This is a genomic window from Bacillus sp. FSL K6-1338, from assembly GCF_038006965.1.
Lineage (GTDB): Bacteria > Bacillota > Bacilli > Bacillales > Bacillaceae_G > Bacillus_A > Bacillus_A thuringiensis_S.
This window is the reverse complement of the sequence record NZ_JBBOWI010000001.1, coordinates 2,074,335-2,096,353: the sequence shown is the minus strand read 5'-3', so window position 1 is coordinate 2,096,353 and position 22,019 is coordinate 2,074,335. Positions and strand designations below refer to the sequence as shown.

Below are 22,019 nucleotides of genomic sequence, written 5' to 3'. Positions count from 1 at the left end.
TTTACTCTTTCTCGTCTTCAGATTTGTATACTTTATTAAAAGTTATTTTATGCCATTTGACAACTAATTGTCAACTAATTCAAAATATATTCTTATCCTTATCCCCTATTCTTATACAATTACTTTTCAAATTCTCGCAATGCTGCTAAATTTTCATCATCCTCAATAAGTTCAACAAAGAATCCCGAGTCATCCTCACGAAGGACAATTTCAAGCTCTTCCTTCGCCTCTTCATTTCTATTTAACTGTGCTAAATAACAAGCACGATCATATCTTGCTAACAAATCACTTGCATCCATTGTTAATACTTCATTTGTTATTTTTTCTGCCTTTAGTGTTTGGCCGGCACCATGATATGAAGACGCTAAAGAAAGAAGAATTACTGTTTCATTTGGATGATGTATAGAAGCATTTTCTAATACTTGAATTGCCTCTTCAAACCTTTCTTGACTTTGATATATTTCTCCTAAAGCAAGAAATGCTCTACTTACGAACGGTGTTTGCTCCGTTAATTGTAAGGTAATCTTTTCTGCTTTTCTTTCTTCCCCTGCTTTAAAGAATACTTGTGCTTGCAGAAGAAGAGTATCATAATCATCTGGTAGTTCTCGAACCATTTGCTTCGTTAATTCCAAAGCATCTCTTAACATATCTTCTTCCTCGCACTCAACGAAAAGATTTACAAGTTGCTTCGCTACTTCATAATCCCATTTATTTTCTAGTGAGGTGTGCAGAATCTCTATCGCTTCTTTATTCATCTCTACATTCTCATAAAATAGCGCAAATCGCTGTGCTGCCATACTATTTTTCGGATTTAACTTTAAAGAGATTTCATATAAATCAATTATCATAGTAACCATTGAAATTTCTTTCGCACGATTTTTCATACGATAAAAAGCTCTCGTAATGATAGATCGTTTCGGCTGTTCATGCAGCTGGCGTTCAATCCATATTTCCGTAACCGCAGCTGCAGCATACATGAATGCTGTACTTCTTTCTGCTTTTTTCACCTTTAACGTATGAAGAAAATCTCGTATGTTAGACAATTTTTTATGTTGCTCTACTGCTTTTACATAAACATCAAATATACGTTCATTATCAAAATCTTTTTGTATTACTTTCATTGCAACTTCAATTGCTTTTACATTTCTTTTTTTCACTAATACTTTTGCATAATGATATAGAACTTCTATATGCTCACCATCTAATTGTAGCGCGTATTCAATCTGTGCTTGTTCTTTATCTATTTCATTCATCGCACCGTACACATATGCAATCGCATCTAAACGCCATATTTCAGGTACTTCTTCCGCTAATTGTTCTAGTTCAGTCAACAATTCTTCCTGAAGATTCATATCTACTGAAAGCTGTGCCAAATATTCCATATTAATATGCAACGGCTCTTCTTTCATCGCCTGAACCATATGACTTTGTTCTTTAAAACGGTTTTCTTCTTTTTCGTATATTTCCGCAAGCTGTAAATGTACACCTACGAAATTCCCATCAAGCTCTAAACATGTTTCATACGCTTGTTTTGCTTCCGTCAATTGTCCTAATGCCATAAGTGTTTCACCAATTCGGTAATACGGTAATGCCGTTTCCTTTTGTTCTATCGCCTTACTATATCTTTTCATCGCTTGGCCGTACTGTCCAATAGATTCATATAAAATACCTGCATAACAACCGTACTCACTTACTTCATTTCTTTCTTTGTGTAACGTTCTTAAAAACGCTATACCTCGTTGTACAAATTCCGTTCCTTTAATTCGATTCACATATTCATCTAACGCACTTGCTACATTATAATCACTTTTCTTTATACCATTTTCTAACTTAGATAGCGCTACTTTAAACCCTTCTTCATTTCCACCAAGTTCAATTTCAGCATCCCATAAAACCATTCCTGCATTCATGAGGAAATCTTGGCTCTTTTCAATTTGCTTCTCAAGACCAAGAATATATTCTTTTGCTTCCTTGTATTGTTCTCTTGCCATATAAACTTGTGTAAGTCCGAAGTGAGAATAAACATCCTCATCATTTTCTTCTAAAGCACGATTATACAATACTTCTGCTTCTTCCAAGCTATCATTTTGAAAATGATAGTCACCTAATTTTACGTAAAGAGATGCTTTATCATCACAATTCTCAATACCGTTTAATAAAATTTCTTTCGTACTTTCCTCATCCTTCAAATCAGATTCGTATATTTCCGAAAGTTTTGTATAAATGTAAGGTGCATTACTATCCAAATGAATCGCTACTTTAAGCCCTTTTATTGCTAAATATAATTTTCCTAGTTGATGTGCACATCTCGCTCGTTCATACCATACATGTGCTTCATATTTATATTCTTTTAACAAGTCATTAAAGATTTCATATGCTTCTTCATATCTTTCTAAATCTATTAATATTATACCGTGATTCGTTAAAGTAAACCTTTCAGGACTACGCTCTAACGCAACTTGAGAGTATTGCAATGCTTTTTCAGATTGATCAATATACATATAGGATAAAGCGAGAAAACTCCAAGCAATAGGCTGATCTGCGTCTAATTGTAACGATGAACGAAAGCTTGAAATTGCTTCTATATAACTTTCCTGCTCAAAAGCATATCTTCCATTTATCAAATGATATAATGCACGATTATTTTTCTTCTCAACGCTTGTCAGCATTTGCTCGGCTTTGTCTACTTCCTGAAGACGAATAAAACACTGTGCACCATGCAATTTAACAAAGTCCGAGTTCGGAAACTTTTCCATTAACTTATCGATACAATATAAAATAAATTCTTTATCTACTTCAACATCTAAGTGCTTTATCGTATATAACCACGTATTTGGATTATCACTCGTTTCTTTTAAAAATTGTACTAAGTTACTAATTCCCTCTTTGTCATGTTCATCTAAATGATCCGTAAGAGAAAAAATAGATTTAAAATAACGATTTTCTTCTTCACTTAGAAACGCTAGTTGCTCCTTCTTTTCTTTCGGAACAAACGTGATTGCTAAACAGCCTGTATAACGATATTTTTCTTGTAATTTACTATATTCCACAAGAACTGGTTCTATAAAGTTTGGATCTTGAACATAGAAAGCTTGCAATGTATCATCATATCCAGATAGAACTTGTACGTGTGAAGCATGCTCAATATCTATACTTAATAAAACAGGAATTCCTTCGTCAATCAGTCTCTTATAATTCTCTTCATTCCCTTTAAAATAACGATATTCATAACCTAATTCTTCTAAATAAGAAACCGTATCTGAAAACTTCGAACCTGTCATATCAAAAATAAACTCTGCTATTTCATCTTGTGTACGTTTCTCTCCCCATATACGCAACATCATCTCTAAACTTGTCGGAACACAATAATTATCCTTTTGTACAATAGAAACTATCGGCAAGTGAACCTTTTTTCCATCCGGATTTTTTTCTAAATTATGATATAAAGATTCTTTTAAACTCTTTTCTTCTCTTAATAGCTTTTGTAAATCTGCAAACTTATTCATTTTGTACAACGCTTCTGCACGTAAATGTACAAAGTAAGTATTATAGGCATGATATGGCAGCTGAGTATTTATGTTATCTATTACCGCTAACATTTCTTCATATTGCTCTAAATCTAATAAATACTTTACCTTCTCAAAATGAAAATATGGTACTTGTGGAAACTTTACAATCGCATCATCAATTAACTGTATTGCACGTTTTTGTTCCCCTTTATTCGCATACAATTGTGATAATAAATAGGTAGATAACTCTTCACAATCTTCATGCTGTATGCCAGCAATAAATTGTTCTTCCGCTTTCTCCCATTCACCTGTATGCATATAAACGTAGCCCCATTTATCAAAGACTGCACGTGTACTGTACTCCTCTGCTTTTTTCATATACATTAGCGCTTCTTCGTTTCGTTTCATTTCTAAAAGACATCGTACTAACGTAAAATATGTTTTCGCTAAAAAATCTGCATCTATTTCTTCTTTACCTAACTCTTCTAAAGAAGATTTTAACAACTGCTCTGCTTCAAGAATTTTTCGCTCATCAATTAACTCATCACAATATAAAGAGAGCGTTCTCATATTTGGGAATTTTTTATAAGCGTAGCGAATGAGAAATGAACTGCATTGGTGCATAAGCCCTTCATCAGTAAGGCGAATTAATATATCAAACTCCTTATGCGAAGGAATATTGGCAAGCCAATTCTTCACATAGGATAAAGTATTCGTTTCTTTTATATATGCAATTTCATTATTTATTTCCTGTAATCCGTCTACAAATCTCTTATCTTTCAAACAAGTTTCTAATTGCTTAAAATCTAGCATGCATTCACCTCGAATTTATATTTATACTGCTACTTGCTTAGATTTTACACACCATATAGTATGTATTCAACTAAAATCTCTTATAATGGATGGTATTAATTAATATTATTCAAATTTATAACAAAATATAGTAAAAATGATTGTTTTTCTCTGTATTTTGTTTGATTATATAGAATAACGTAACATGTGTATCCTATCTTTTGTCAGTTAAAAACAGTACATGAAATTATACCGGCGATAATTTAAATATATCGGCGATTTTCAAGATATATCAGCGATTATACGGTGAATATCGACTTACCAACAAAAAATGACATTTTTCTCATTCATTAAATCAGGGTACTCCTTAAATATACAAAACGGATACCCTATTTGACCCGCTATATACTGTGCAACATTTTTCTTTGAATTCAAATTAACACAACTTCTAACCTCCTGTAGAGCAAGAATATGTGGAGAAATAGTTCGAATTTCCTCACAAATAGCTTCTAATCTCTCCAACCAAAGACTATCATGGTTCCGTATATTGAAGGTAGCACTCCTTAATAAATCACTATCTTTCAACATTCTATTTCACCAAATGTAATTTTCATATTCGGAGCATATACTAAAAAAGAATGAAGATGAAATGCCTTAAAAAATCGTAGTTCAGCTTCATATTGAGCTAGCGCATTATCATATGTTAATCCTCTGGCTATTAAACGTTCTACAAATTGTTGCTTATCACCCGGATCACCTGCAATCCCCTCTTCTTTTAATGATTGATACAAATCGTTTTTATCATTGTGATGCATATTTGAATCTAAAAAGTTCACTTTATCGCTTACTCTACATTCAATATTTTTCACACCTAATTCACTTAAATATATCGGTATTTTCATGCCTATATTGCCATCTTTACCATTTCTTTGCGTATCACTTTCAAATAATTTCTGCAAAACACCTAGCTGAATAAATTCCGATTGTTTCTCCCCATCTAGTAAATAAGAAGCCATATTAGAAATCCAATGTGGTTCAAAACAGATTATTTTCCCGCCTCCTTTTATATACAAAACTAAAGTTCTCTATATAATAGCCGTATTCCTACACTTTTCTTAAAATTTCAAAGCAAAAAAGCTAGTGTATTTTTAATAATACACTAGCTTTTTATTTGGAAGAAAAATTTAACAAGTACAATCACAATCAAAACAATCCGTACAGTCTAAATCGTCACAATCTGCTTTTCTCTTTCTTTTGTTTCTTTTAAGATAATAATACAGTAGCCCAAACAATAGTATACAAATAACAAAAGCTATTATTGCTTCTGTATACTTATTTTGAGTCATAAAACCAATTCCACTTCCGCCTGAAATAAAAATTAGAATTAAATAAATCCAGAACATCTATGTAAATACCTCCATTACTATATATCTTAAGATAATATCCATATAACACTAGAGGAAATGAATAATCCCATACCATTACCGCTTAATACACCAGTAGTTATTCTTAGCAAATTTGAGCTACTTCTCCATTTCCACTTTTGGGTGAACCCATCGATAAGTAACGGCATTTGAGCGAAAAATGATAGTATGATTGCCAAAAGAAATGAAGGTGTCATATAAAAATAAATTGGAAACATTAAAATACCAATAAGCATGCCTGTACAACGCGCACATAAAGGTATGTACTTTTGTAGTTTAAAAAAACTCCTATCTAATCTTCTATGACAAGGAATTTGTAAAATAAAAGTTCGAATCAATATGAATCACCCTCTCTAAAAAGATTTTAATTGATTTTGCAAAAAAAATATATATCCAATAAAAAAACAAACCAGGTTTATACTAGACCCAGTTTGTCAGTTTACTACTATGTTACATTTCCTCAGGTGCCTCCACCCCAAGTAAACGTAATCCTTCTTTTAATACAACCGTCACAGCATAAACCAATGCGTGTCTGCTGTCTTTTTCTTTGCTCTCTTCTAATATACGAACATTACCGTAATATTTATTGAATGATTGTGCTACATCTAATACATATTTCGAAATAATCGATGGCTCATTTTTATTGAAAGCTGCTTCAATTATTTGCGGGAATTTATTTAGTAATTTTACGACACTCCAGCTATGATCGTCTTTTAAAGCAAATGTACATGTTTCAAATTCTACACTTTCTTTTCTTAAAATAGAACAAGCACGTGCATGTGTGTACTGTACGTACGGGCCTGTTTCTCCTTCAAATTTCAGCATGTTTTCTAATGAGAATTCAATATTGTGCATACGCTCATTTTTTAAATCGTGGAAGATGACTGCACCAACACCGACTTGCTTTGCTACTACTTCTTTTTGTTTTAAGTTTGGATTTTTCTCTTCAATATTTTGTTTTGCAAGTTCGATTGCTTCTTCGAGTACTTCTTCAAGTAAAATAACTCTTCCTTTACGTGTCGACATTTTCTTACCATCTTTTAAAATGAAGCCAAACGGTACGTGTTCCATACCATCAACCCAAGTATAGCCAAGTTTTTTTAATACAGTGAAAAATTGATTGAAATGTAAGCTTTGTTCTGGACCAACAACATATAGCGCTTTATCAAACCCATAAGTGTTTTGACGATATAAAGCTGCTGTTAAGTCACGCGTTGCATAAATCGTCGCACCATCTGATTTTCTAATTAAGCAGGGCGGCATTCCTTCTTCTTCTAAATTAACGACTAATGCGCCTTCTGATTCTTCAAGCAAATCATGCTCTTCTAAAATCCCAATAAAATCTTCCATTAAGTTATTATAAAATGCTTCTCCTTGAAAATTAGTAAATTCAACACCGAGAAGTTCATAAATGCGAGAAAATTCTTTAAGGGACTCATGACGGAACCAATTCCAAAGCTCAACAGCTTCTTCATCACCTTCTTCTAATTTCTTAAACCAAGCACGCCCTTCTTCTTCTAGTTCTTCGTCGTCTTTTACCTCTTCATGGAATTGAACGTATAACTTAAATAATTCACGTATTGGATCCTCTTTAACTACTGCTTCATTTCCCCATTTTTTATATGCGGTAATTAATTTTCCAAACTGCGTTCCCCAATCACCAATATAATTGATTCCTACAACTTCATAGCCACATTTTTCAGCGATATGTTTCAGCGAATTTCCTATCATTGTAGAACGTAAATGCCCCATCGAAAAAGGTTTCGCGATATTAGGAGAGGAATAATCAATTACTACTGTTTTTTCACAGCCAAAGTGGTTTTGACCGAACTCTTCTTTCTCAGCTAAAACTGTTTTTAATACTGCATCACTTACAGTTTCACGATTGAAAAATACATTTACATAAGGACCAACGGCTTCTACTTTCATAAAAAACGGATTATTTAATTTCTCAGCAACTTCCTTTGCGATAATAGCTGGTGCTTTTTTGTATTTCTTTGCTAATGAAAAGCATGGGAACGCTGCATCTCCAAATTCATCTTGTTTCGGTGTTTCAATTAAATCTAAAATTTGTTTTTGCGTTAGTTCATTCGTGAAAATATTAGATAAACTTTCCGCAAACTGCATTTTATAATCCATGATTTAACCTCCTTATTTTTTAAAACACAAAAAACTCGTCTCTAAAAAAGAGACGAGTTTTAACCCGTGGTACCACCCTTGTTGTTCGTTACGAACCACTTTCCCGTTTATAACGAGGACAGGGGGCCTCGGCTTTCTCTACTATTCGTTCAAGAAGCATCTCCGAAGTGCGCTTCATCTTTTTCTTCCGTACTAGGCTCACACCATCCCCAGCTCGCTTTCCTTCTAAAAAAGACTACTCTCTTCATCACAGACAGTATATTTAATTAATTATTGCTTATTATACATCTTTTCAAACAATTAGCAAGGGTCAATTACACCAAAGTGAAACTTAGCACTTTTTTTTTTGTATACGTGAAAATTGTGTTTTTCAAATCTAGAACTACGGAAATGATCTTTTAATACGACACGCTTTCTCGCCACTCGCTTCGCCTCCGCAATTGTTTCATCAGTAATATCATGATACAAAGCGAAGTGTTTTAATCCTTTAATTCCGTCAGATTCTATGACAGTTTCTTCAAACATAGGATCAAGGTAAACGACATCGTAACTATCGTCTTCACATTGCGCTAAAAATGAAAAATGCTCCGTTTGCTTTACTAGGATTCTTTGCATTGCTTCATCGATTTCAGAAACAGATGAAGACCATGTTTTCAAACCATTTTTCATGATATAAGCCATATATTCATTGCCTTCAAGTCCTGTTACTGTTCCACTTTCACCAACAACATAACTAGCTACAATACTATCTGATGCCATACCGAGCGTACAATCTAACACTGTCATTCCGCTCTCTAATTTAGCAGCTTGTACAAACGGATCGTGCTCTCCACGCATTAACCTTTTCACACGAAACATCGCTGAGTTCGGATGAAAGAAAAATGATTCTTCCGTACCTTTCGGATAAATAGCTAATCGGTTCTTTCCTACGACAAGTACATCTTGTTCATACTGCTCATGTAATTTATGCACTGGTATATCATTACGTAAAATAAAAGAACGATTTAATTCTTCTGCTACCTCCTTTGCATATGCTGTCATTTCTTTATTTGTTCTTCCTGCTGTTGTTACTATCATTCTTTCACCTCTATATAAAGAAAAGAGGGAGATTTACTCTCCCCCTTCTTTAGCAATTCTTTTCGAAAGCTTGCTCTAAGTTCGTAATAATTTCGTCCATAGTTGCACCTTCAATTTCATGACGGTGAATGAAGTGAACAACTTCTTTTCCATTTAATAATGCCATAGATGGTGAAGATGGAGGGATTTCTCCGAAGTATTCACGCATTTTTGCGGTAGCATCTTTATCTTGACCTGCGAATACAGTTACAAGATGATCAGGTTGTTTTTCAGCACGAACAACCGCTTGACCTGCTGATGGACGTGCTAAACCAGCTGCACAACCACAAACAGAGTTTACAACTACTAAAGTTGTACCTGATGTATTTTCCATAAATTCTGTTACAGCTTCTTCTGTAGTTAACTCTTCAAACCCAGAACGCACTAACTCTTGGCGCATTGGGATTACCATTTGGCGCATGTATTCTTCATAAGCATTTGACATCTTGTAATCTCTCCTTCAACTTTCATTCCAAATTCATCATATCACGCTCTATTAATAGGTGCAAAAGAAAGATAACGATGATTTCATTTTTTTGTAGGGATTTCACAAACCCCACCGCGGCAATGTCCCACTGGAACAAGTTTTCTATTATTAGCGATATAATCGTATACTTTACTTCCAAAACCAAGTACGATAGATAGCTTTATAAAAGGAACTGCAAACCAATAAGATGGAACGGCCTTTGCTAATACATCTATGCTCTGAATACCGTCATACCACTTATTATTTTTAAAAATATACAGTCTTTGTTCCATCTTACTTTGTAGTTCTTGAGAAAGCTCATACTTCTCAACTACATCTTCATTTCGAAATGAAACAAATTTCATCTTACCCTTTTTATCTAATTTTTTCGTACGTTCTGCAACGGCCGTACACATCGGACACCAACTATCATAGAAAACAATCATACATTATTCCCCTTTACGTGACTCCGTCATTTGTTTCCATACAGAACCTTTTGCTTCTTCTCCGCCTTCAATACGCTCTAATGCTAGACGTGCTTGCATCGCTACTTCAAACTCTGGATCATCTTGCGCTGCTTTTAATGCTGGAATCGCACTTTCATCTCCAAGTTCAAATAAGAACATCGCTGCACGCCAGCGTACTAATTTGCTTGGATCTTTCAGAGATTTAATCATAACGAACATCGCTGCCGGATCACCTACATCTGATAAACAATCTCCTGCAGTACGGCGAACACTTACAGAGCGATCTAACAACGCTTTATATAATAACGGTAATACTTCATCACCTTTTACCATACCTAAATACGCTGTTGCTAAGCGGCGTATTGAAACTTTTTCATCATCTAACGCCATCTTCAACACTGGAATATCTTCTTCAGTAGGATCCATTTGTTCTAATGCTGCAAAACGGTTTTTCCAGTCAGAATCTTTCATCATCTCTTCTGTTACTTTATATGGCTCACGCTTTTGAATCGTTACTTCAACAGCACCTGCTTGATTTAATAATTCTTTAACCGTTTCATTTACACGTTCTTCTGAATAAGCAGCAACAATCTCTTCCACTACTTCTTTCCCGATTTCTTCAAAATTACCGTAACGTGTACTTTGTTCTACCCATTTACGCTCTTTTACAACGTTTGGTGCAGACATTTGCACTTTCATAATTGATTCTTTAAAACGATCTGGTAAACCAACACGTTCTTCCGTCGTTCCATCTGTTAACTTTACTTGCATTGGAATTGTAAAGAACATTTGAACAAACACTTTCACTTCTCCAAAATGAGCAAGTTGTTGTTCTTCACTTTCTTCCAATACTTCTTCGCCGAAAACAGCACGAACTTGTTGTAATAAAACTTTCCAGTCATACTTCGCATTTCGCTCCACTGCTAAAAAGTCGGCTACATGATACACACCTTTAATGCCTTCAATTTTCAAAATTTCTTGCACTTGCATTGGTGCTTGTTCTTTATTTTCATTAGTATAATTATTACGCGCTCCTGATGGTAATACTTCATTCAAAATAACTTTCATTGTATTTGGACTTGGCGTCGGTTCAATTGCTTTAATCTTCACGTAAAAAACTCTCCTTTATTGCATGTTCTTAGCTGTATTGTAACATGTTATCACTCTATACTCCTACTCGGATGCTTAATTTTACTACTTTCTTCCCGCTACCATACTATTTCATTCTTTTTACATTTTAAATTAGGAACGGGATTTTAAAAGCTTTCGTTTCCGATGATTTTTATTTTTTATCCATTTCTTGAGGCATCGCCATTATTTTTGAAAAAAACACGCTAAACAAAAAAATATGTAAATAAGCTATCCATATGGATAGCTTATTTACATATTTTTCGTTATTGGAAGACAACTATTTTTATAATACAAAAGGCAGAAAAGTATATAGATTCTACAAAATATTTTGATTATGATACATTTACAGAATCTCTTATTTTGTAATTAATGTCTTATTATTTTTTGGAGGGAATTCGATGAAAAAGTTTGTTTTGATATTTGGGCCACAAGCAGTTGGGAAAATGACAGTTGGACAAGAACTAGCAAAGATGACTAATTTAAAATTATTTCATAACCATATGACAATTGATTTATTGGAGCCATTGTATGGATTCTCTTCGGAAATGTGGCGATTGACCCATCTTTTTCGAAAGGAAATATTTCAATCATTTTCAAAGAGTGAACATTATGGAATGATTTTCACATACGTATGGGCGTTTAATGAAAAGAACGATTGGGATGATGTTGAAAGTATATGTAATATTTTTCGTTCCCAAGGGGTTGATATTTATTTTGTTGAATTAGAAGCTGATGTAGAAGAAAGACTTCAACGAAATAAAACACCTCATCGACTTGAACATAAGCCAACGAAAAGAAATATTGAACAATCTGAACAAAATTTATTAAGCACATTTGAAAATTTTAGATTAAATTCAAGAGAAGGAGAAATTACAGAGAAAAATTATATAAGAATCAATAATACGAATTTAAATGCTACAGAAGTAGCTGAAATTATAAAGAAAGAATTTCAGCTATAGTTTTTTTTAACAAATTGAACAGTTCGGATTTTATGAATATCGTATACATTTCTAATTAACATAACGTCCTATTATCGGTAGCAACAAAAAGGAGGATTCCTTACGCTCAGAAGGAATCCCTTTTTTTATTTTCTATCACTCGATTCATCTTTTTATACATTCCTATCCTGTGATGGGTTTTACGATTCTCGTTTGTTACTGGATTAGCCAAAAAACGTTCTAAAATTTTGTATACTCTTTACTTGTTTTTTCAAAAAAGCTGGCGGTATCCCCTCTTTAAGTTTATTAAAATACTTTCCACAATTTTTTCCGAAGCTATTACTTAAAATCACCTTTTATTACGATGCCCCCTCCCGCCTTCTCTCCAAAAAGGTAATACTCTCAATCACAACTTCAGTTCTATATATTCTCTTGCCTTGTTCATCATCGTAATTACTAGTCTGAATACGCCCTGTAATCCCAACGAGCGATCCCTTCTTACAATATTCAGCTACATTCTCAGCCGATTTGCGCCAAACGACACAATTAATAAAATCGACTTGTTGTTCACCTAAACTATTTCGAAATCCTCTATTCACCGCAACACATATTCGTGCATAAGCGACGCCTTGTTTTGTGTAGTATAATTCTGGCTCCTTTGTCAATCTACCGATTAATACAACTCGATTCATCATAAGTTATACCACCTCACATGTTTTTCTTCATTGTAAGGAGAAATGTTTGAATGGTAAAAAGCACAAAATGATATATCCGTAAGTAGAAAGTATTATTTTGGACCTTACAAAACAAAAAAAGAAACCATACATAGTTCAAACATGTATAGTTTCAAAATTTATTACACTTCAGTACAAGATATGTAATATCCTCCGCGAGCCATCTTTATTTCAGCACGGTACATTACATTTTCTAAGTAGAAAGTAATCGGTTTAACTTTACTCTCAAATTTTAGTCTTTCATTGCATTCAGCCGCATATCTCTCTATTGCTGAAGTAATGACTTTTGATGATGGATACGTTAAAGCATCATCTAGTTCTATGAAAAAACTTTTAGAAAATAGCTTTTTCATAATCACTTTCTTCTCTTTCATCATATTCCATCCCCCCTTAACTCAAGTTACCAATATCCATATTATACCATAAAATCAATTTATCTTTAAAAATAAAAAAATCCTGCATTTTTCATGCAGGATTTTTTTATTAGTCATTTTTCGTAAAGTAAGAAACGAAACGAAGAATTTCTAAGTATAACCATACTAATGTAAGCATTAGTCCCATCGCAGTATACCACTCCATATATTTCGGAGCTTGACTACGTACACCATTTTCGATTAAATCGAAATCTAGTAATAAGTTTAATGCAGCAACTACGATAACAACTGCACTAATAATAATACCGATTGTACCACCTTGGTGAATGTATGGAACAGTTACACCAAACATATTTAGTAGGAATACGACTAAATACATAACCATAATTCCAAGTGTTGCTGCCATAACGCCTGTACGGAATTTATCCGTTACTTTTACTACGCGTGTTGCATATAACACTAACATTGCAAATAGAATTGAGATTGTTAGTAATACAGCATTTAAAACGATAGAATCGCCAAATTTCATTGTATAAACTGCTGAAATACTTCCTAACACAACCCCTTCTACCGCTGCATAGATTGGTGCACCAAAAGGTGAAATACGCGGGAAGAACATAGACGCAAATGCGATGATTGCCGCAACGATTAAAGCACCAATTAATACTGGCATCTTCATCGTCCCCTGCATCATTTGTATGTATGAATAGACAGACGTTGCAAGTAGCAAGATAAGCATAATGAACGTTTTGCCTACTGTTCCGCCAATCGTCATCGCAGAAGCGCTTGCTCCCTCTTTACGGAATGCCTCTTTTTTCAACATTGGATTAGATGTTCTCATTTTTTCCCTCCTAAAATAGGTTCTACCAATAGTGTAAAGTTTTTCTCTTTACTTTTCAATATATGCAGCTTGTTTTTATTTTAATCCTTCAACGATGTCTGATAGTTCACTCCATCTTTCCATCTTTTTTTCTAGCTCTTCTTCTGTTTTCTGCTGTGCTTCAGATAATTCTTGTGCCTTTGTGAAGTCAGATCCAACTTTCGCAAGTTCTTCCCCAATTGACTCAATTTTCTCTTCAAGTTCGGCAATTGTATCTTCAATCGTTTCCCATTCACGCTGCTCATTGTATGAAAGTTTACGTTTACGTTGTTGTTTTGGAGCTTCTTCTACTACTTTTTTCTCTTTTTGAACTTCCGCTTTCTCCATAAGTTCTCTCGTTTTTTCCATTTCTAAATAATCTGTATAACTACCTAGGAACTCACGCACTTCGCCTCCGCCAGTAAAGATGAACAGTTCATCTACTACCTTATCTAAGAAGTAACGGTCATGCGATACAGTTAAAACGACACCTGGGAAATCTTCTAAATAATCTTCTAGTACTGTTAATGTTTGTGTATCTAGATCGTTCGTAGGTTCATCAAGTAAAAGTACGTTTGGTTCTCCCATTAAAATACGTAATAAATATAAACGTCTTCTTTCACCACCAGATAGTTTACCAAGCGGTGTACCATGTGAATGAGTCGGGAATAAGAAACGTTCTAACATTTGAGATGCACCAATTACTTTTCCATCTGTTGTATGAATAACTTCTGCAATCTCTTTAATGTATTCAATCATACGCTGATTTAAATTCATCTCTTCATTTTCTTGCGTATAATAAGCAACTTTTACAGTTTGTCCTACTTCAACTTCACCACTATCAGGAGATAACTTACCTGCAAGCATATTTAATAGAGAAGATTTCCCGCTTCCGTTCGCCCCAATAATTCCAATACGATCACCTGGTTTCACAATATGATTAAAATTATGTAATACCGTCTTATCGCCAAATTTTTTCGTTACATCTTTTAACTCAAGTACTTTCTTTCCTAGACGACTTCCACTTAGTGCAATATCAACTGACTGTTTTGCAGCTGGTCCTTCTTGTTCCTTTAGCTCATCAAAACGCTGAATACGCGCCTTTTGTTTCGTAGAACGGGCTTTTGCACCACGACGAATCCAAGCAAGTTCACGACGATATAAATTTTGGCGTTTGGATTCTTGTGCCAATTCTTGCTCTTCGCGAAGTGCTTTCGCTTCTAAAAATGTACTATAGTTTCCTTCGTAGCTATATAATTTACCATTATCTAATTCAAAAATACGATTCGTCACACGATCTAAGAAATAACGATCATGGGTTACAAGTAATACCGCACCTGTATATCTTGCTAAATATTCTTCTAACCATTCAACTGTCTCATGGTCAAGATGGTTCGTAGGCTCGTCTAAAATTAATAAATCAGGTGTTTCAATAAAACATTGTGCCATTGCGATACGTTTTTTCTGTCCACCAGATAAATTTCCAACAATTGCAGTGAAATCTGTAATTCCTAATTTCGTTAGAAGAGATTTCGCATTTGCATTTGCTTCCCATGCACTCATTGCATCCATACGTTGCTGCACTGCAAATAATTGTTCCTGTACTTTTTCATTACTTGGATCTTTTTCAATATTTAATAGTGCTTTTTCATAATCACGAAGAAGACGAATTAAAGGTGTATCACCATGGAACACTTGCTCTAATACTGTTAGTTTTTCATCAAAATCTGGTTGCTGTGATAAATAACTAATTGTATACCCACGTGAATGCGTCATATCACCTGTATCAGGAGTTTCTAATCCTGCAATAATTTTTAATAATGTCGATTTACCAGTACCGTTTACACCAATAATTCCGACACGTTGTCCTTCTGTAATACTACATGATAATCCATCAAATAACGGCTTTTCTCCATATGATTTTGATAAGTTCTCCACAGTTAACATTTTCATATTTGTGCATTCCACTCTTTCATAAATTGTTCAATAAACTGTTCCATGTAACGATGACGAATTTCAGCCTCTTGTTTTGCTGCATTCGTATTCATTAAATCTTTTAATTTCAAAAGTTTTTCATAAAAATGATTTAAAGATGGATCATTATTTTTTCTATACTCTTCTTTCGTCATTTCTTCACGCGGCGGAATAGTTGGGTCATACATTAATCTCCCTTTTGCCCCGCCATATGCAAATGTACGAGCAATTCCAATTGCACCAAGAGCATCTAAACGATCCGCATCTTGAACAATTTTCCCTTCAAGTGACTCTACTGTGCCGCCATGGCCACCTTTATAAGACATATTGGCGATGATATGAAGAATATGTTTACTTTCCTCTTCTTCAACACGTAACTCTTCTAACCAATCAGAAACTTTTTTCATTCCTGCTGCTTCACTTTCATTTAGCTTTTCATCTGCCACATCGTGAAGTAATGCTGCCATTTCAATTATAAAACGATTTCCACCTTCTTGCTCAGATAAAGAAATCGCCAGTTTATGTACACGCTCAATATGATACCAATCATGCCCACTCGCATCTTTTTCTAAAATATGTTTTACAAAAGTAATTGTTTTTTGGATTTTTTCTTGTTTTGTCATTTTATCTTCACCCAGTTACTTATTGTAACACGCCCGCATTTTTTCATCACATATTTTCTTGTCTGCCCATACACTAGGTGGTAGGCATCATCATGAAGGAGGAATAAACATGTTCTATAATAATCAACCGCCTTACCCAAGGCAACCATTTTACCCTCAACAGCAGGAACAGAGATACACAGAACAATACGAAGAACAAGAGTTACAGCAACAAGAACAACAATATGACGAAAATCCATATGCAACAACGCAAAATCAAGAAACTGAATTTCAACAAAATCCATATGACACACGTCCAAATTATGAATATCCTCAAAATCCATATGCAGTAGCACAAAACCAAGAACAACAATATCCTCAAAATCCATATGCAGCACCACAAAACCAAGAACAACAATATCAGCAAAATCCATATGTAACACCACAAAACCCATACACAACTCAACCGCAATACCAACAACAAATGTATCAACCAAACTACGACGCACGTGTCTCACCACCTAAACCACCAACAATAGATCCAACTCAGCCACAAATTTTACCGCCTGGGCCAACATTAGACATTACACAACCACAAATCTTACCACCTGGACCAATTACAGAACCAACACAACAACAAATTCAACAAGTTGTCGGTACACAGTTTTTACCTTTCAAGAAACCCGTACTAGATTTCGTAAAACCATGGGTAGATTACGGTTTAAATGAAGCAAAACATACATCACATGAACACGCATTAACAGAAGTTGCTGCGATTATGTTTTTAGTTGGTAAAGGCTTCAATCCGACGATTGCACATTATATCGTTGAATCTTGGGAGAAGAATGAGCAGTTTTAGGGTTGTTTATTTGATAAAATATAAAAAACACAAAAGTGCCAAACCCCTTATACCACAAGGGTTTTGGCACTTTTTAATATCTAAAACAAATTTTATTGAAATAATTATTTTTATAGATTTTCATACTTTTTTATATAGTACGTGAACAAAATGTGAGCAAATATGTGAACATATACAGTACAAAATTACACCTTTGTATACACATTTTTAGAAACATCTTACGTTTATCAAACAATAACCAAAAGACGTACCTGCAACCTCATCATATAGATAATAGATATTAAAAAGAGGACACTATAAGCGCCCTCTTCCTTAGGTTTTAAATATGTTCTCCATGATCCATAAACACTTCAATTGCTTCGTTTTGTGGTATGTCTTTTACATTAGTAAGACCAAAAGTAAAAACAGCGGATAACATCATCATTAATAAGATTGCTTTTTTCATTTTAGCGCCCTTCTTTCTATGCTCTTTTTGTCTGCATCTAAAGCGATGTGCAAATACTTGCTTGCTTTTCTGTGATTTTCTGAACCATAGAATATTTCACCTAAAAGAGAAGCATATTCTTTTACCCAATCATATAATTCTTCTTTTTCAAAATACGAAATACCTTCTATAACCACATTTTCTAATTCTTCTTGCGGTACATAGTTATGTACTGCTTTTAAAATTCGGAAATGATGACGATAACATAAGTCGCTAATCTTATAGCCATTCTCAATATATTCATTAGCGATATGACTATAACCTAACTTAAAATGTTCTCTTGCTAAAAGAAACATAGTTTTAGCGTTATTTTCTAATGAATCCTCTAAGTGTTTAATTGCTAACTCTGGCATGTTTTGACTTGCGTATAAAAGTCCTAAATTATGCTTAACTCGTTTAATAAGAAGTTCATCATTAGATTTTTGGAAGGTACCTAGTGCTGAAAGTAAATATTCCTCTGCACTTTCGAATTCATTTAGTCGAATGTGTGCCATTCCTAAAGTATTTAAGCATGCTGCAGTTTTTAATTCATACCCTGGACTAATTGAAAATACTTCATTCGCCTTTGTAGCAAATTGAACTGCTAGGATCGGTTTTAATACGTGATAGTAATGGACTGCAAGCCAATAATTAAATTCAGCTTTTTCAATTTCATCATGCATGTACTCTAAAAACGTTTCAGCTTTTTCAAATTGCATTCTTGCTTCACTATGGTTTGCTTTATTAATAGCGTAAATTGCTTTAAATAAATGATGATAGTACTCTAAAAATGTTTCTGTAGACTCTGGTAAAGGCTCGATTTTGTCCAGAATATCTTTTGTACTATCCATATCCCGAATTAGCAGTTTATACCGTGCATTCAATAAAGCGTAGTAGACTAATATTGTTTGGTCTTCCTTAATATTATTGATTTTATTTGCAATATCTTCTTTTATTTTCTGAGACTGTAATACACGTTGTGAAATCATAGCTTGATACCATTCGTTTAATAATTTTGTGATTTCTTCTTTAGAAATAATGTCAACACTCATCTACTTCTACCCCCTTTTGTTAAATGTTATCATGACATGCTTGTTTGCATAAATAAGTTTTTGAATATTCTAACTTGAAAAAATTATTTTTGAATATTCATGTTAACAAAATGGTCCCTTTTCAAACCTTAAAAAAGAACACATGTTTGTAGTGGAGTTAAAAAAACAAACGTGAGGTATTACATCATGGGATATAACAGCTTTCCTGTAGTACGTGGAAGAGGTATGGTGAAATGGAATCCGTTTGCTTCAATACCGGAGCAATACGAGGAAATACATAGAATGTTTGAGGAACAATATAAAGTACCTAAACCTTTTTTAACACAAGATACTATGGAACGAATAGAAAGAGCGTTAATGCAATCTTTTCACGAGGAAGAAGAAATACATATCTCATACTATCGTGATGGAATGGTGCAAGACATGTACATAAATGTATTACATATTGAACCGATGACGAAAACTATATATTGTACAGATGCCTTTGGTTTGAATACTAAGTTTAAGTTTGATGAATTGGTGAATATAAATTAAAAGAAGCCGCCCGACAGGACTGAAGTGCACCCCAATTGTTAGACACAGCCTAACAATTGGGGTGCACTTCACATATATAGGTGGCTTTTGTACGACAAAAAAAGAGCTCTGCTATACAGCAGAGCAAAAGAAAAATATATAACCCTATAAAAATAATACAAATTATTGATACTTTCAAAAGGCGAAATTTAAATTTCCATCACAATAATAGCTATGTTTAAGTATGAAACATTCTACCTTCACTATAGCTATGAATATTCTTATTTTAGAATTCCATAGTATCCAAATAGCTCTTTGAGAGATACCTCAATACCGAACTTCTTCAAAGAATCTTTTCTTTGTTCAAAGAGAAGTTCTAAAACTTTTTTCTTATCTTTGTCTCTTCCATAATGAATCAACCTATGACAGTTCGGACATATACTAACTATATTTCCAACAACATCTAAACTATTTTCAAAATCAATTCATTTATACGATTAATTGTGTAAGAATTATGATGTGTGATTTCTCCTAATTCCTTGTACTGCCTTACGCTTTTTTTCCATTTCACAATTACAACATTATTTTTTTGTAACTGTTTAAATTGCTCTTGTGTTTCAAAGTTTACAAAATTCATATCAATTCCCCTTTGTATGAAAATGAAATTTCTATAATAAAACTTTATAAGCTTTATATATCCATTCTTCATCTTTGTCTTCTTCCACATAAAAGATTTCTATTTTTATTTCCATACCATTTTCCATTAAAACGTGCGCTTCATATTTCCCATCTACATAACTAGCACAATCAATATTGTCTGCTACTATTTCTCTCCATTTATCAGGTAAACTATCATAAAAACGTTCAATGGCCGCTACTAAAACTAAATCTTCTAAATGAGCAGTTTTAAGGTTGTTTATTTTTAAAAACATCAAAAATGCCAAATCCCTTATATCACAAAGGATTTGGCATTTTTAAGTATTTAGAACACCTGCTAAATTTAAGGAGAAATTAACAGACATGCGTCCGGTATAATGCCGTGTCCACACCCAAGGATCGGTTACATAAAATAACGTATCTAACCTGGGAAGTCTATTAGTCTTTTCCCCTTATAGTAACACTCTCTTCTACTAAGACCTTTTCTTTCTAGGGCCTACAATTAATTTAATCGCTGTTCTCTCTTCATTATTAATAGAAATCTCTTGAAACGCTGGAACAAAAGCTAAGTCAATACCACTTGGAGCGACGAACCCTCTTGCAATCGCAATTGCTTTAATCGCTTGATTTATAGCTCCAGCCCCAATCGCTTGAATTTCCACATTACCACTTGTTCTTAGTACACCTGCTATTGCACCTGCGACTGAATTTGGGCTTGATTTTGAAGATACCTTTAATATATTTTCCATGTAAGTTGCTCCTTCTATTATTTAATCTCTCTTTCGTTACAATTTTAAATATTTTAGCGTATCTTTAATTACTATTCACACCAAAAACAAACGATGCTTCATATGTACATTTATTCTATTTTTTCTGACTTCTTCCTGCCCAGCTACACAAATAAAAACAAAAAATAAATAATCTAATATACATACGATTAAATATCATAGCTTCACCAAACGATAACATCCATACAGCAAAAGATAATATTGCTGTTTTGTCATACGAAATTAATATAGTAAAGTGAAACTTTACTCAGTGGGGGGGTTTTGTTCATCCCCACCTAACTTCTTTGCTTTCGCTGAATTTTGAGGTGGGAGTCTTACTGCTCGGAAAATAGCGGGATAAACGTTTCCTCGTTACTTCAATCCATTTAGAAATCCCATTCATTTTTCTATCAAATTCTGAACCTTATCATCTTCAAAAAGTGTTAAAGGTAATACCCCAATACTACATTTCATCATTTGACCACTTTATATTCCAAATCTATCTCCTTTTATAGTACAAGCATACACGCCAATTGTGATTCATTTTCATAAACTATTATGTGTTTTACATTTATTAAGAATAGGAGGTAATATATTGGGTTCATACTATCATTCTTCAAACTCGTATAAAAAATGCTCATGCAAATCTTCTTCCAGTTCAAATAAAAAATGTTCATGTGACTATTCACATAAACGAAGCTGTCCTGCATACGGAACTTTTTGGCAAACTGAATTTATAACTGTTCCTTTTGGCAACCCTTTTCCATTTAATCACGTTGGACCTTTAGCAGGAGGCGTTTCCTTACTAAACCCTACTACTATACAATTTAGACAAGCTGGTGATTATAGAGTTTCGTTCATTTCCAGTATTAATACTACTTTAAATCCTGTATTTCCACATATCCCAGTCATAACTATATTTTTAAATAACAATCCACTTGCTAATAGTCAAGGTGACTTCGCTATTCAAATGAATACTTCATCAAATAACGAATGTCTTCAACTCGTTGGCGAAACGATTGTTACAGTGCCAGCTAATTCAACTCTTCAACTTAGAAATAATAGTGGCTTTAATCGTCAAAGTATTGTAACTTGTGACAATGGTATAAATTCAGTTGAATTAACAGTTACAAAACTAAGTTAATATTATTTCTTCACATTCAGATGCTATTTCAGCATCTTT

Annotated in this window: 22 protein-coding genes, 3 pseudogenes and 2 other annotated features (1 of these 27 only partly in view); of the genes and pseudogenes, 4 read left to right on the top strand and 21 right to left on the bottom strand. The window is 33.8% G+C overall.

Annotated features, from left to right (window positions below; all coding sequences use genetic code 11):
- Window positions 1-27 (bottom strand) — a binding site (T-box leader) (it extends 213 nt beyond the left edge of the window).
- Between the two features lie 92 nt (window positions 28-119).
- From NZ044_RS10925 to NZ044_RS10880, 10 genes and pseudogenes are all read right to left on the bottom strand, one after another.
- Entirely contained in the window at window positions 120-4,322 is a 4,203-nt protein-coding gene (locus NZ044_RS10925) for a bacteriocin-processing peptidase family protein (protein WP_118961735.1), read from the bottom strand.
- Between the two features lie 321 nt (window positions 4,323-4,643).
- Window positions 4,644-4,889, bottom strand: a pseudogene (locus NZ044_RS10920) (hypothetical protein); the annotation flags it as partial.
- Window positions 4,883-5,368, bottom strand: a pseudogene (locus NZ044_RS10915) (methyltransferase); the annotation flags it as partial. The pseudogenes NZ044_RS10915 and NZ044_RS10920, both read right to left, overlap by 7 nt.
- A 117-nt stretch (window positions 5,369-5,485) precedes the next feature.
- Entirely contained in the window at window positions 5,486-5,704 is a 219-nt protein-coding gene (locus NZ044_RS10910; protein WP_000498604.1) for a hypothetical protein, read from the bottom strand.
- A gap of 29 nt (window positions 5,705-5,733) precedes the next feature.
- Window positions 5,734-6,063 (bottom strand): DUF2085 domain-containing protein, encoded by a 330-nt coding sequence (locus tag NZ044_RS10905; protein WP_000621478.1) that lies wholly within the window; start codon window positions 6,061-6,063, stop codon window positions 5,734-5,736.
- A gap of 112 nt (window positions 6,064-6,175) precedes the next feature.
- Window positions 6,176-7,864, bottom strand: a complete 1,689-nt coding sequence (argS, locus tag NZ044_RS10900; RefSeq protein ID WP_098505724.1) for an arginine--tRNA ligase — start codon at window positions 7,862-7,864, stop codon at window positions 6,176-6,178.
- A gap of 45 nt (window positions 7,865-7,909) precedes the next feature.
- Window positions 7,910-8,124 (bottom strand) — a binding site (T-box leader).
- A 40-nt stretch (window positions 8,125-8,164) separates the two neighbouring features.
- The gene (locus tag NZ044_RS10895) at window positions 8,165-8,941 is read right to left on the bottom strand and encodes a class I SAM-dependent methyltransferase (protein WP_340949740.1); all 777 of its coding nucleotides are present in this window, start codon (window positions 8,939-8,941) and stop codon (window positions 8,165-8,167) included.
- A gap of 49 nt (window positions 8,942-8,990) precedes the next feature.
- Window positions 8,991-9,425 carry a BrxA/BrxB family bacilliredoxin gene (locus NZ044_RS10890; RefSeq protein WP_000063708.1) on the bottom strand — a complete coding sequence of 145 codons (435 nt, stop codon included), beginning with the start codon at window positions 9,423-9,425 and terminating at the stop codon, window positions 8,991-8,993.
- Window positions 9,426-9,508: 83 nt separating this feature from the next.
- Window positions 9,509-9,892 carry a thiol-disulfide oxidoreductase DCC family protein gene (locus NZ044_RS10885; protein ID WP_000634884.1) on the bottom strand — a complete coding sequence of 128 codons (384 nt, stop codon included), beginning with the start codon at window positions 9,890-9,892 and terminating at the stop codon, window positions 9,509-9,511.
- A 3-nt stretch (window positions 9,893-9,895) separates the two neighbouring features.
- Entirely contained in the window at window positions 9,896-11,023 is a 1,128-nt protein-coding gene (locus tag NZ044_RS10880) for a conserved virulence factor C family protein (protein WP_000692564.1), read from the bottom strand.
- A 419-nt stretch (window positions 11,024-11,442) separates the two neighbouring features.
- Here NZ044_RS10880 and NZ044_RS10875 point away from each other — a divergent pair, with 419 nt between their 5' ends.
- Window positions 11,443-12,003, top strand: coding sequence for an AAA family ATPase (locus tag NZ044_RS10875; protein WP_000714952.1), 561 nt, complete (start codon window positions 11,443-11,445; stop codon window positions 12,001-12,003).
- A 338-nt stretch (window positions 12,004-12,341) separates the two neighbouring features.
- Here the strand turns inward: NZ044_RS10875 and NZ044_RS10870 are convergent, their stop codons facing one another.
- The 5 genes from NZ044_RS10870 to NZ044_RS10850 all read right to left on the bottom strand — a co-directional run bounded on the left by NZ044_RS10870 (window position 12,342) and on the right by NZ044_RS10850 (window position 16,546).
- Window positions 12,342-12,677, bottom strand: a complete 336-nt coding sequence (locus NZ044_RS10870; RefSeq protein ID WP_000982014.1) for a single-stranded DNA-binding protein — start codon at window positions 12,675-12,677, stop codon at window positions 12,342-12,344.
- Between the two features lie 161 nt (window positions 12,678-12,838).
- The gene (locus NZ044_RS10865) at window positions 12,839-13,093 is read right to left on the bottom strand and encodes a DUF4318 domain-containing protein (protein WP_000975158.1); all 255 of its coding nucleotides are present in this window, start codon (window positions 13,091-13,093) and stop codon (window positions 12,839-12,841) included.
- A gap of 106 nt (window positions 13,094-13,199) precedes the next feature.
- Window positions 13,200-13,931 carry a Bax inhibitor-1/YccA family protein gene (locus tag NZ044_RS10860; protein ID WP_001260655.1) on the bottom strand — a complete coding sequence of 244 codons (732 nt, stop codon included), beginning with the start codon at window positions 13,929-13,931 and terminating at the stop codon, window positions 13,200-13,202.
- Between the two features lie 75 nt (window positions 13,932-14,006).
- A complete protein-coding gene (locus tag NZ044_RS10855; protein WP_000783164.1) occupies window positions 14,007-15,902 on the bottom strand; it encodes an ABC-F family ATP-binding cassette domain-containing protein in 1,896 nt (631 codons plus the stop codon).
- Window positions 15,899-16,546 (bottom strand): HD domain-containing protein, encoded by a 648-nt coding sequence (locus NZ044_RS10850; RefSeq protein WP_000165956.1) that lies wholly within the window; start codon window positions 16,544-16,546, stop codon window positions 15,899-15,901. The genes NZ044_RS10855 and NZ044_RS10850 overlap by 4 nt, the downstream gene beginning before the upstream one ends.
- Before the next feature lie 109 nt (window positions 16,547-16,655).
- Here NZ044_RS10850 and NZ044_RS10845 point away from each other — a divergent pair, with 109 nt between their 5' ends.
- Window positions 16,656-17,384: a hypothetical protein gene (locus NZ044_RS10845; RefSeq protein ID WP_098505723.1), complete on the top strand. Its 729-nt coding sequence runs from the start codon at window positions 16,656-16,658 to the stop codon at window positions 17,382-17,384.
- A 319-nt stretch (window positions 17,385-17,703) separates the two neighbouring features.
- Here the strand turns inward: NZ044_RS10845 and NZ044_RS10840 are convergent, their stop codons facing one another.
- Entirely contained in the window at window positions 17,704-17,829 is a 126-nt protein-coding gene (locus NZ044_RS10840) for a hypothetical protein (RefSeq protein ID WP_000709202.1), read from the bottom strand.
- On the bottom strand, window positions 17,826-18,899 hold the full coding sequence (locus NZ044_RS10835; protein ID WP_017763084.1) for a response regulator aspartate phosphatase: 1,074 nt from the start codon (window positions 18,897-18,899) through the stop codon (window positions 17,826-17,828). Before NZ044_RS10835 ends, NZ044_RS10840 begins: the two co-directional genes overlap by 4 nt.
- A gap of 186 nt (window positions 18,900-19,085) precedes the next feature.
- On the opposite strand from NZ044_RS10835, the gene NZ044_RS10830 reads away from it, so the two are divergent.
- On the top strand, window positions 19,086-19,433 hold the full coding sequence (locus NZ044_RS10830) for a YolD-like family protein (protein ID WP_000541073.1): 348 nt from the start codon (window positions 19,086-19,088) through the stop codon (window positions 19,431-19,433).
- 260 nt (window positions 19,434-19,693) lie between these two features.
- Here the strand turns inward: NZ044_RS10830 and NZ044_RS10825 are convergent.
- From NZ044_RS10825 to NZ044_RS10810, 4 genes and pseudogenes are all read right to left on the bottom strand, one after another.
- Window positions 19,694-19,894 (bottom strand): annotated as a pseudogene (locus tag NZ044_RS10825) (HNH endonuclease); the annotation flags it as partial.
- Window positions 19,876-20,049 carry a hypothetical protein gene (locus NZ044_RS10820; protein WP_001012095.1) on the bottom strand — a complete coding sequence of 58 codons (174 nt, stop codon included), beginning with the start codon at window positions 20,047-20,049 and terminating at the stop codon, window positions 19,876-19,878. The gene NZ044_RS10820 and the pseudogene NZ044_RS10825, both read right to left, overlap by 19 nt.
- A 31-nt stretch (window positions 20,050-20,080) precedes the next feature.
- The gene (locus NZ044_RS10815) at window positions 20,081-20,344 is read right to left on the bottom strand and encodes a hypothetical protein (protein WP_000478848.1); all 264 of its coding nucleotides are present in this window, start codon (window positions 20,342-20,344) and stop codon (window positions 20,081-20,083) included.
- Between the two features lie 198 nt (window positions 20,345-20,542).
- Window positions 20,543-20,818, bottom strand: a complete 276-nt coding sequence (locus tag NZ044_RS10810; RefSeq protein WP_000427801.1) for a stage V sporulation protein S — start codon at window positions 20,816-20,818, stop codon at window positions 20,543-20,545.
- Window positions 20,819-21,431: 613 nt separating this feature from the next.
- Here NZ044_RS10810 and NZ044_RS10805 point away from each other — a divergent pair.
- A complete protein-coding gene (locus tag NZ044_RS10805; RefSeq protein WP_017763083.1) occupies window positions 21,432-21,980 on the top strand; it encodes a hypothetical protein in 549 nt (182 codons plus the stop codon).
- Window positions 21,981-22,019: the final 39 nt, after the last annotated feature.

Bases quoted from the DNA above. Each gene is read 5' to 3' on its own strand.
- NZ044_RS10885 (WP_000634884.1), bottom strand. From the start codon at position 9,892: ATGATTGTTTTCTATGATAGTTGGTGTCCGATGTGTACGGCCGTTGCA.
- NZ044_RS10840 (WP_000709202.1), bottom strand. From the start codon at position 17,829: ATGAAAAAAGCAATCTTATTAATGATGATGTTATCCGCTGTTTTTACT.
- NZ044_RS10850 (WP_000165956.1), bottom strand. From the start codon at position 16,546: ATGACAAAACAAGAAAAAATCCAAAAAACAATTACTTTTGTAAAACAT.
- NZ044_RS10870 (WP_000982014.1), bottom strand. From the start codon at position 12,677: ATGATGAATCGAGTTGTATTAATCGGTAGATTGACAAAGGAGCCAGAA.
- NZ044_RS10890 (WP_000063708.1), bottom strand. From the start codon at position 9,425: ATGTCAAATGCTTATGAAGAATACATGCGCCAAATGGTAATCCCAATG.
- NZ044_RS10860 (WP_001260655.1), bottom strand. From the start codon at position 13,931: ATGAGAACATCTAATCCAATGTTGAAAAAAGAGGCATTCCGTAAAGAG.
- argS (WP_098505724.1), bottom strand. From the start codon at position 7,864: ATGGATTATAAAATGCAGTTTGCGGAAAGTTTATCTAATATTTTCACG.
- NZ044_RS10845 (WP_098505723.1), top strand. From the start codon at position 16,656: ATGTTCTATAATAATCAACCGCCTTACCCAAGGCAACCATTTTACCCT.
- NZ044_RS10815 (WP_000478848.1), bottom strand. From the start codon at position 20,344: ATGTTTTTAAAAATAAACAACCTTAAAACTGCTCATTTAGAAGATTTA.
- NZ044_RS10865 (WP_000975158.1), bottom strand. From the start codon at position 13,093: ATGATGAAAGAGAAGAAAGTGATTATGAAAAAGCTATTTTCTAAAAGT.
- NZ044_RS10895 (WP_340949740.1), bottom strand. From the start codon at position 8,941: ATGATAGTAACAACAGCAGGAAGAACAAATAAAGAAATGACAGCATAT.
- NZ044_RS10810 (WP_000427801.1), bottom strand. From the start codon at position 20,818: ATGGAAAATATATTAAAGGTATCTTCAAAATCAAGCCCAAATTCAGTC.
- NZ044_RS10830 (WP_000541073.1), top strand. From the start codon at position 19,086: ATGGGATATAACAGCTTTCCTGTAGTACGTGGAAGAGGTATGGTGAAA.
- NZ044_RS10925 (WP_118961735.1), bottom strand. From the start codon at position 4,322: ATGCTAGATTTTAAGCAATTAGAAACTTGTTTGAAAGATAAGAGATTT.
- NZ044_RS10875 (WP_000714952.1), top strand. From the start codon at position 11,443: ATGAAAAAGTTTGTTTTGATATTTGGGCCACAAGCAGTTGGGAAAATG.
- NZ044_RS10835 (WP_017763084.1), bottom strand. From the start codon at position 18,899: ATGAGTGTTGACATTATTTCTAAAGAAGAAATCACAAAATTATTAAAC.
- NZ044_RS10820 (WP_001012095.1), bottom strand. From the start codon at position 20,049: ATGAATTTTGTAAACTTTGAAACACAAGAGCAATTTAAACAGTTACAA.
- NZ044_RS10910 (WP_000498604.1), bottom strand. From the start codon at position 5,704: ATGTTCTGGATTTATTTAATTCTAATTTTTATTTCAGGCGGAAGTGGA.
- NZ044_RS10855 (WP_000783164.1), bottom strand. From the start codon at position 15,902: ATGAAAATGTTAACTGTGGAGAACTTATCAAAATCATATGGAGAAAAG.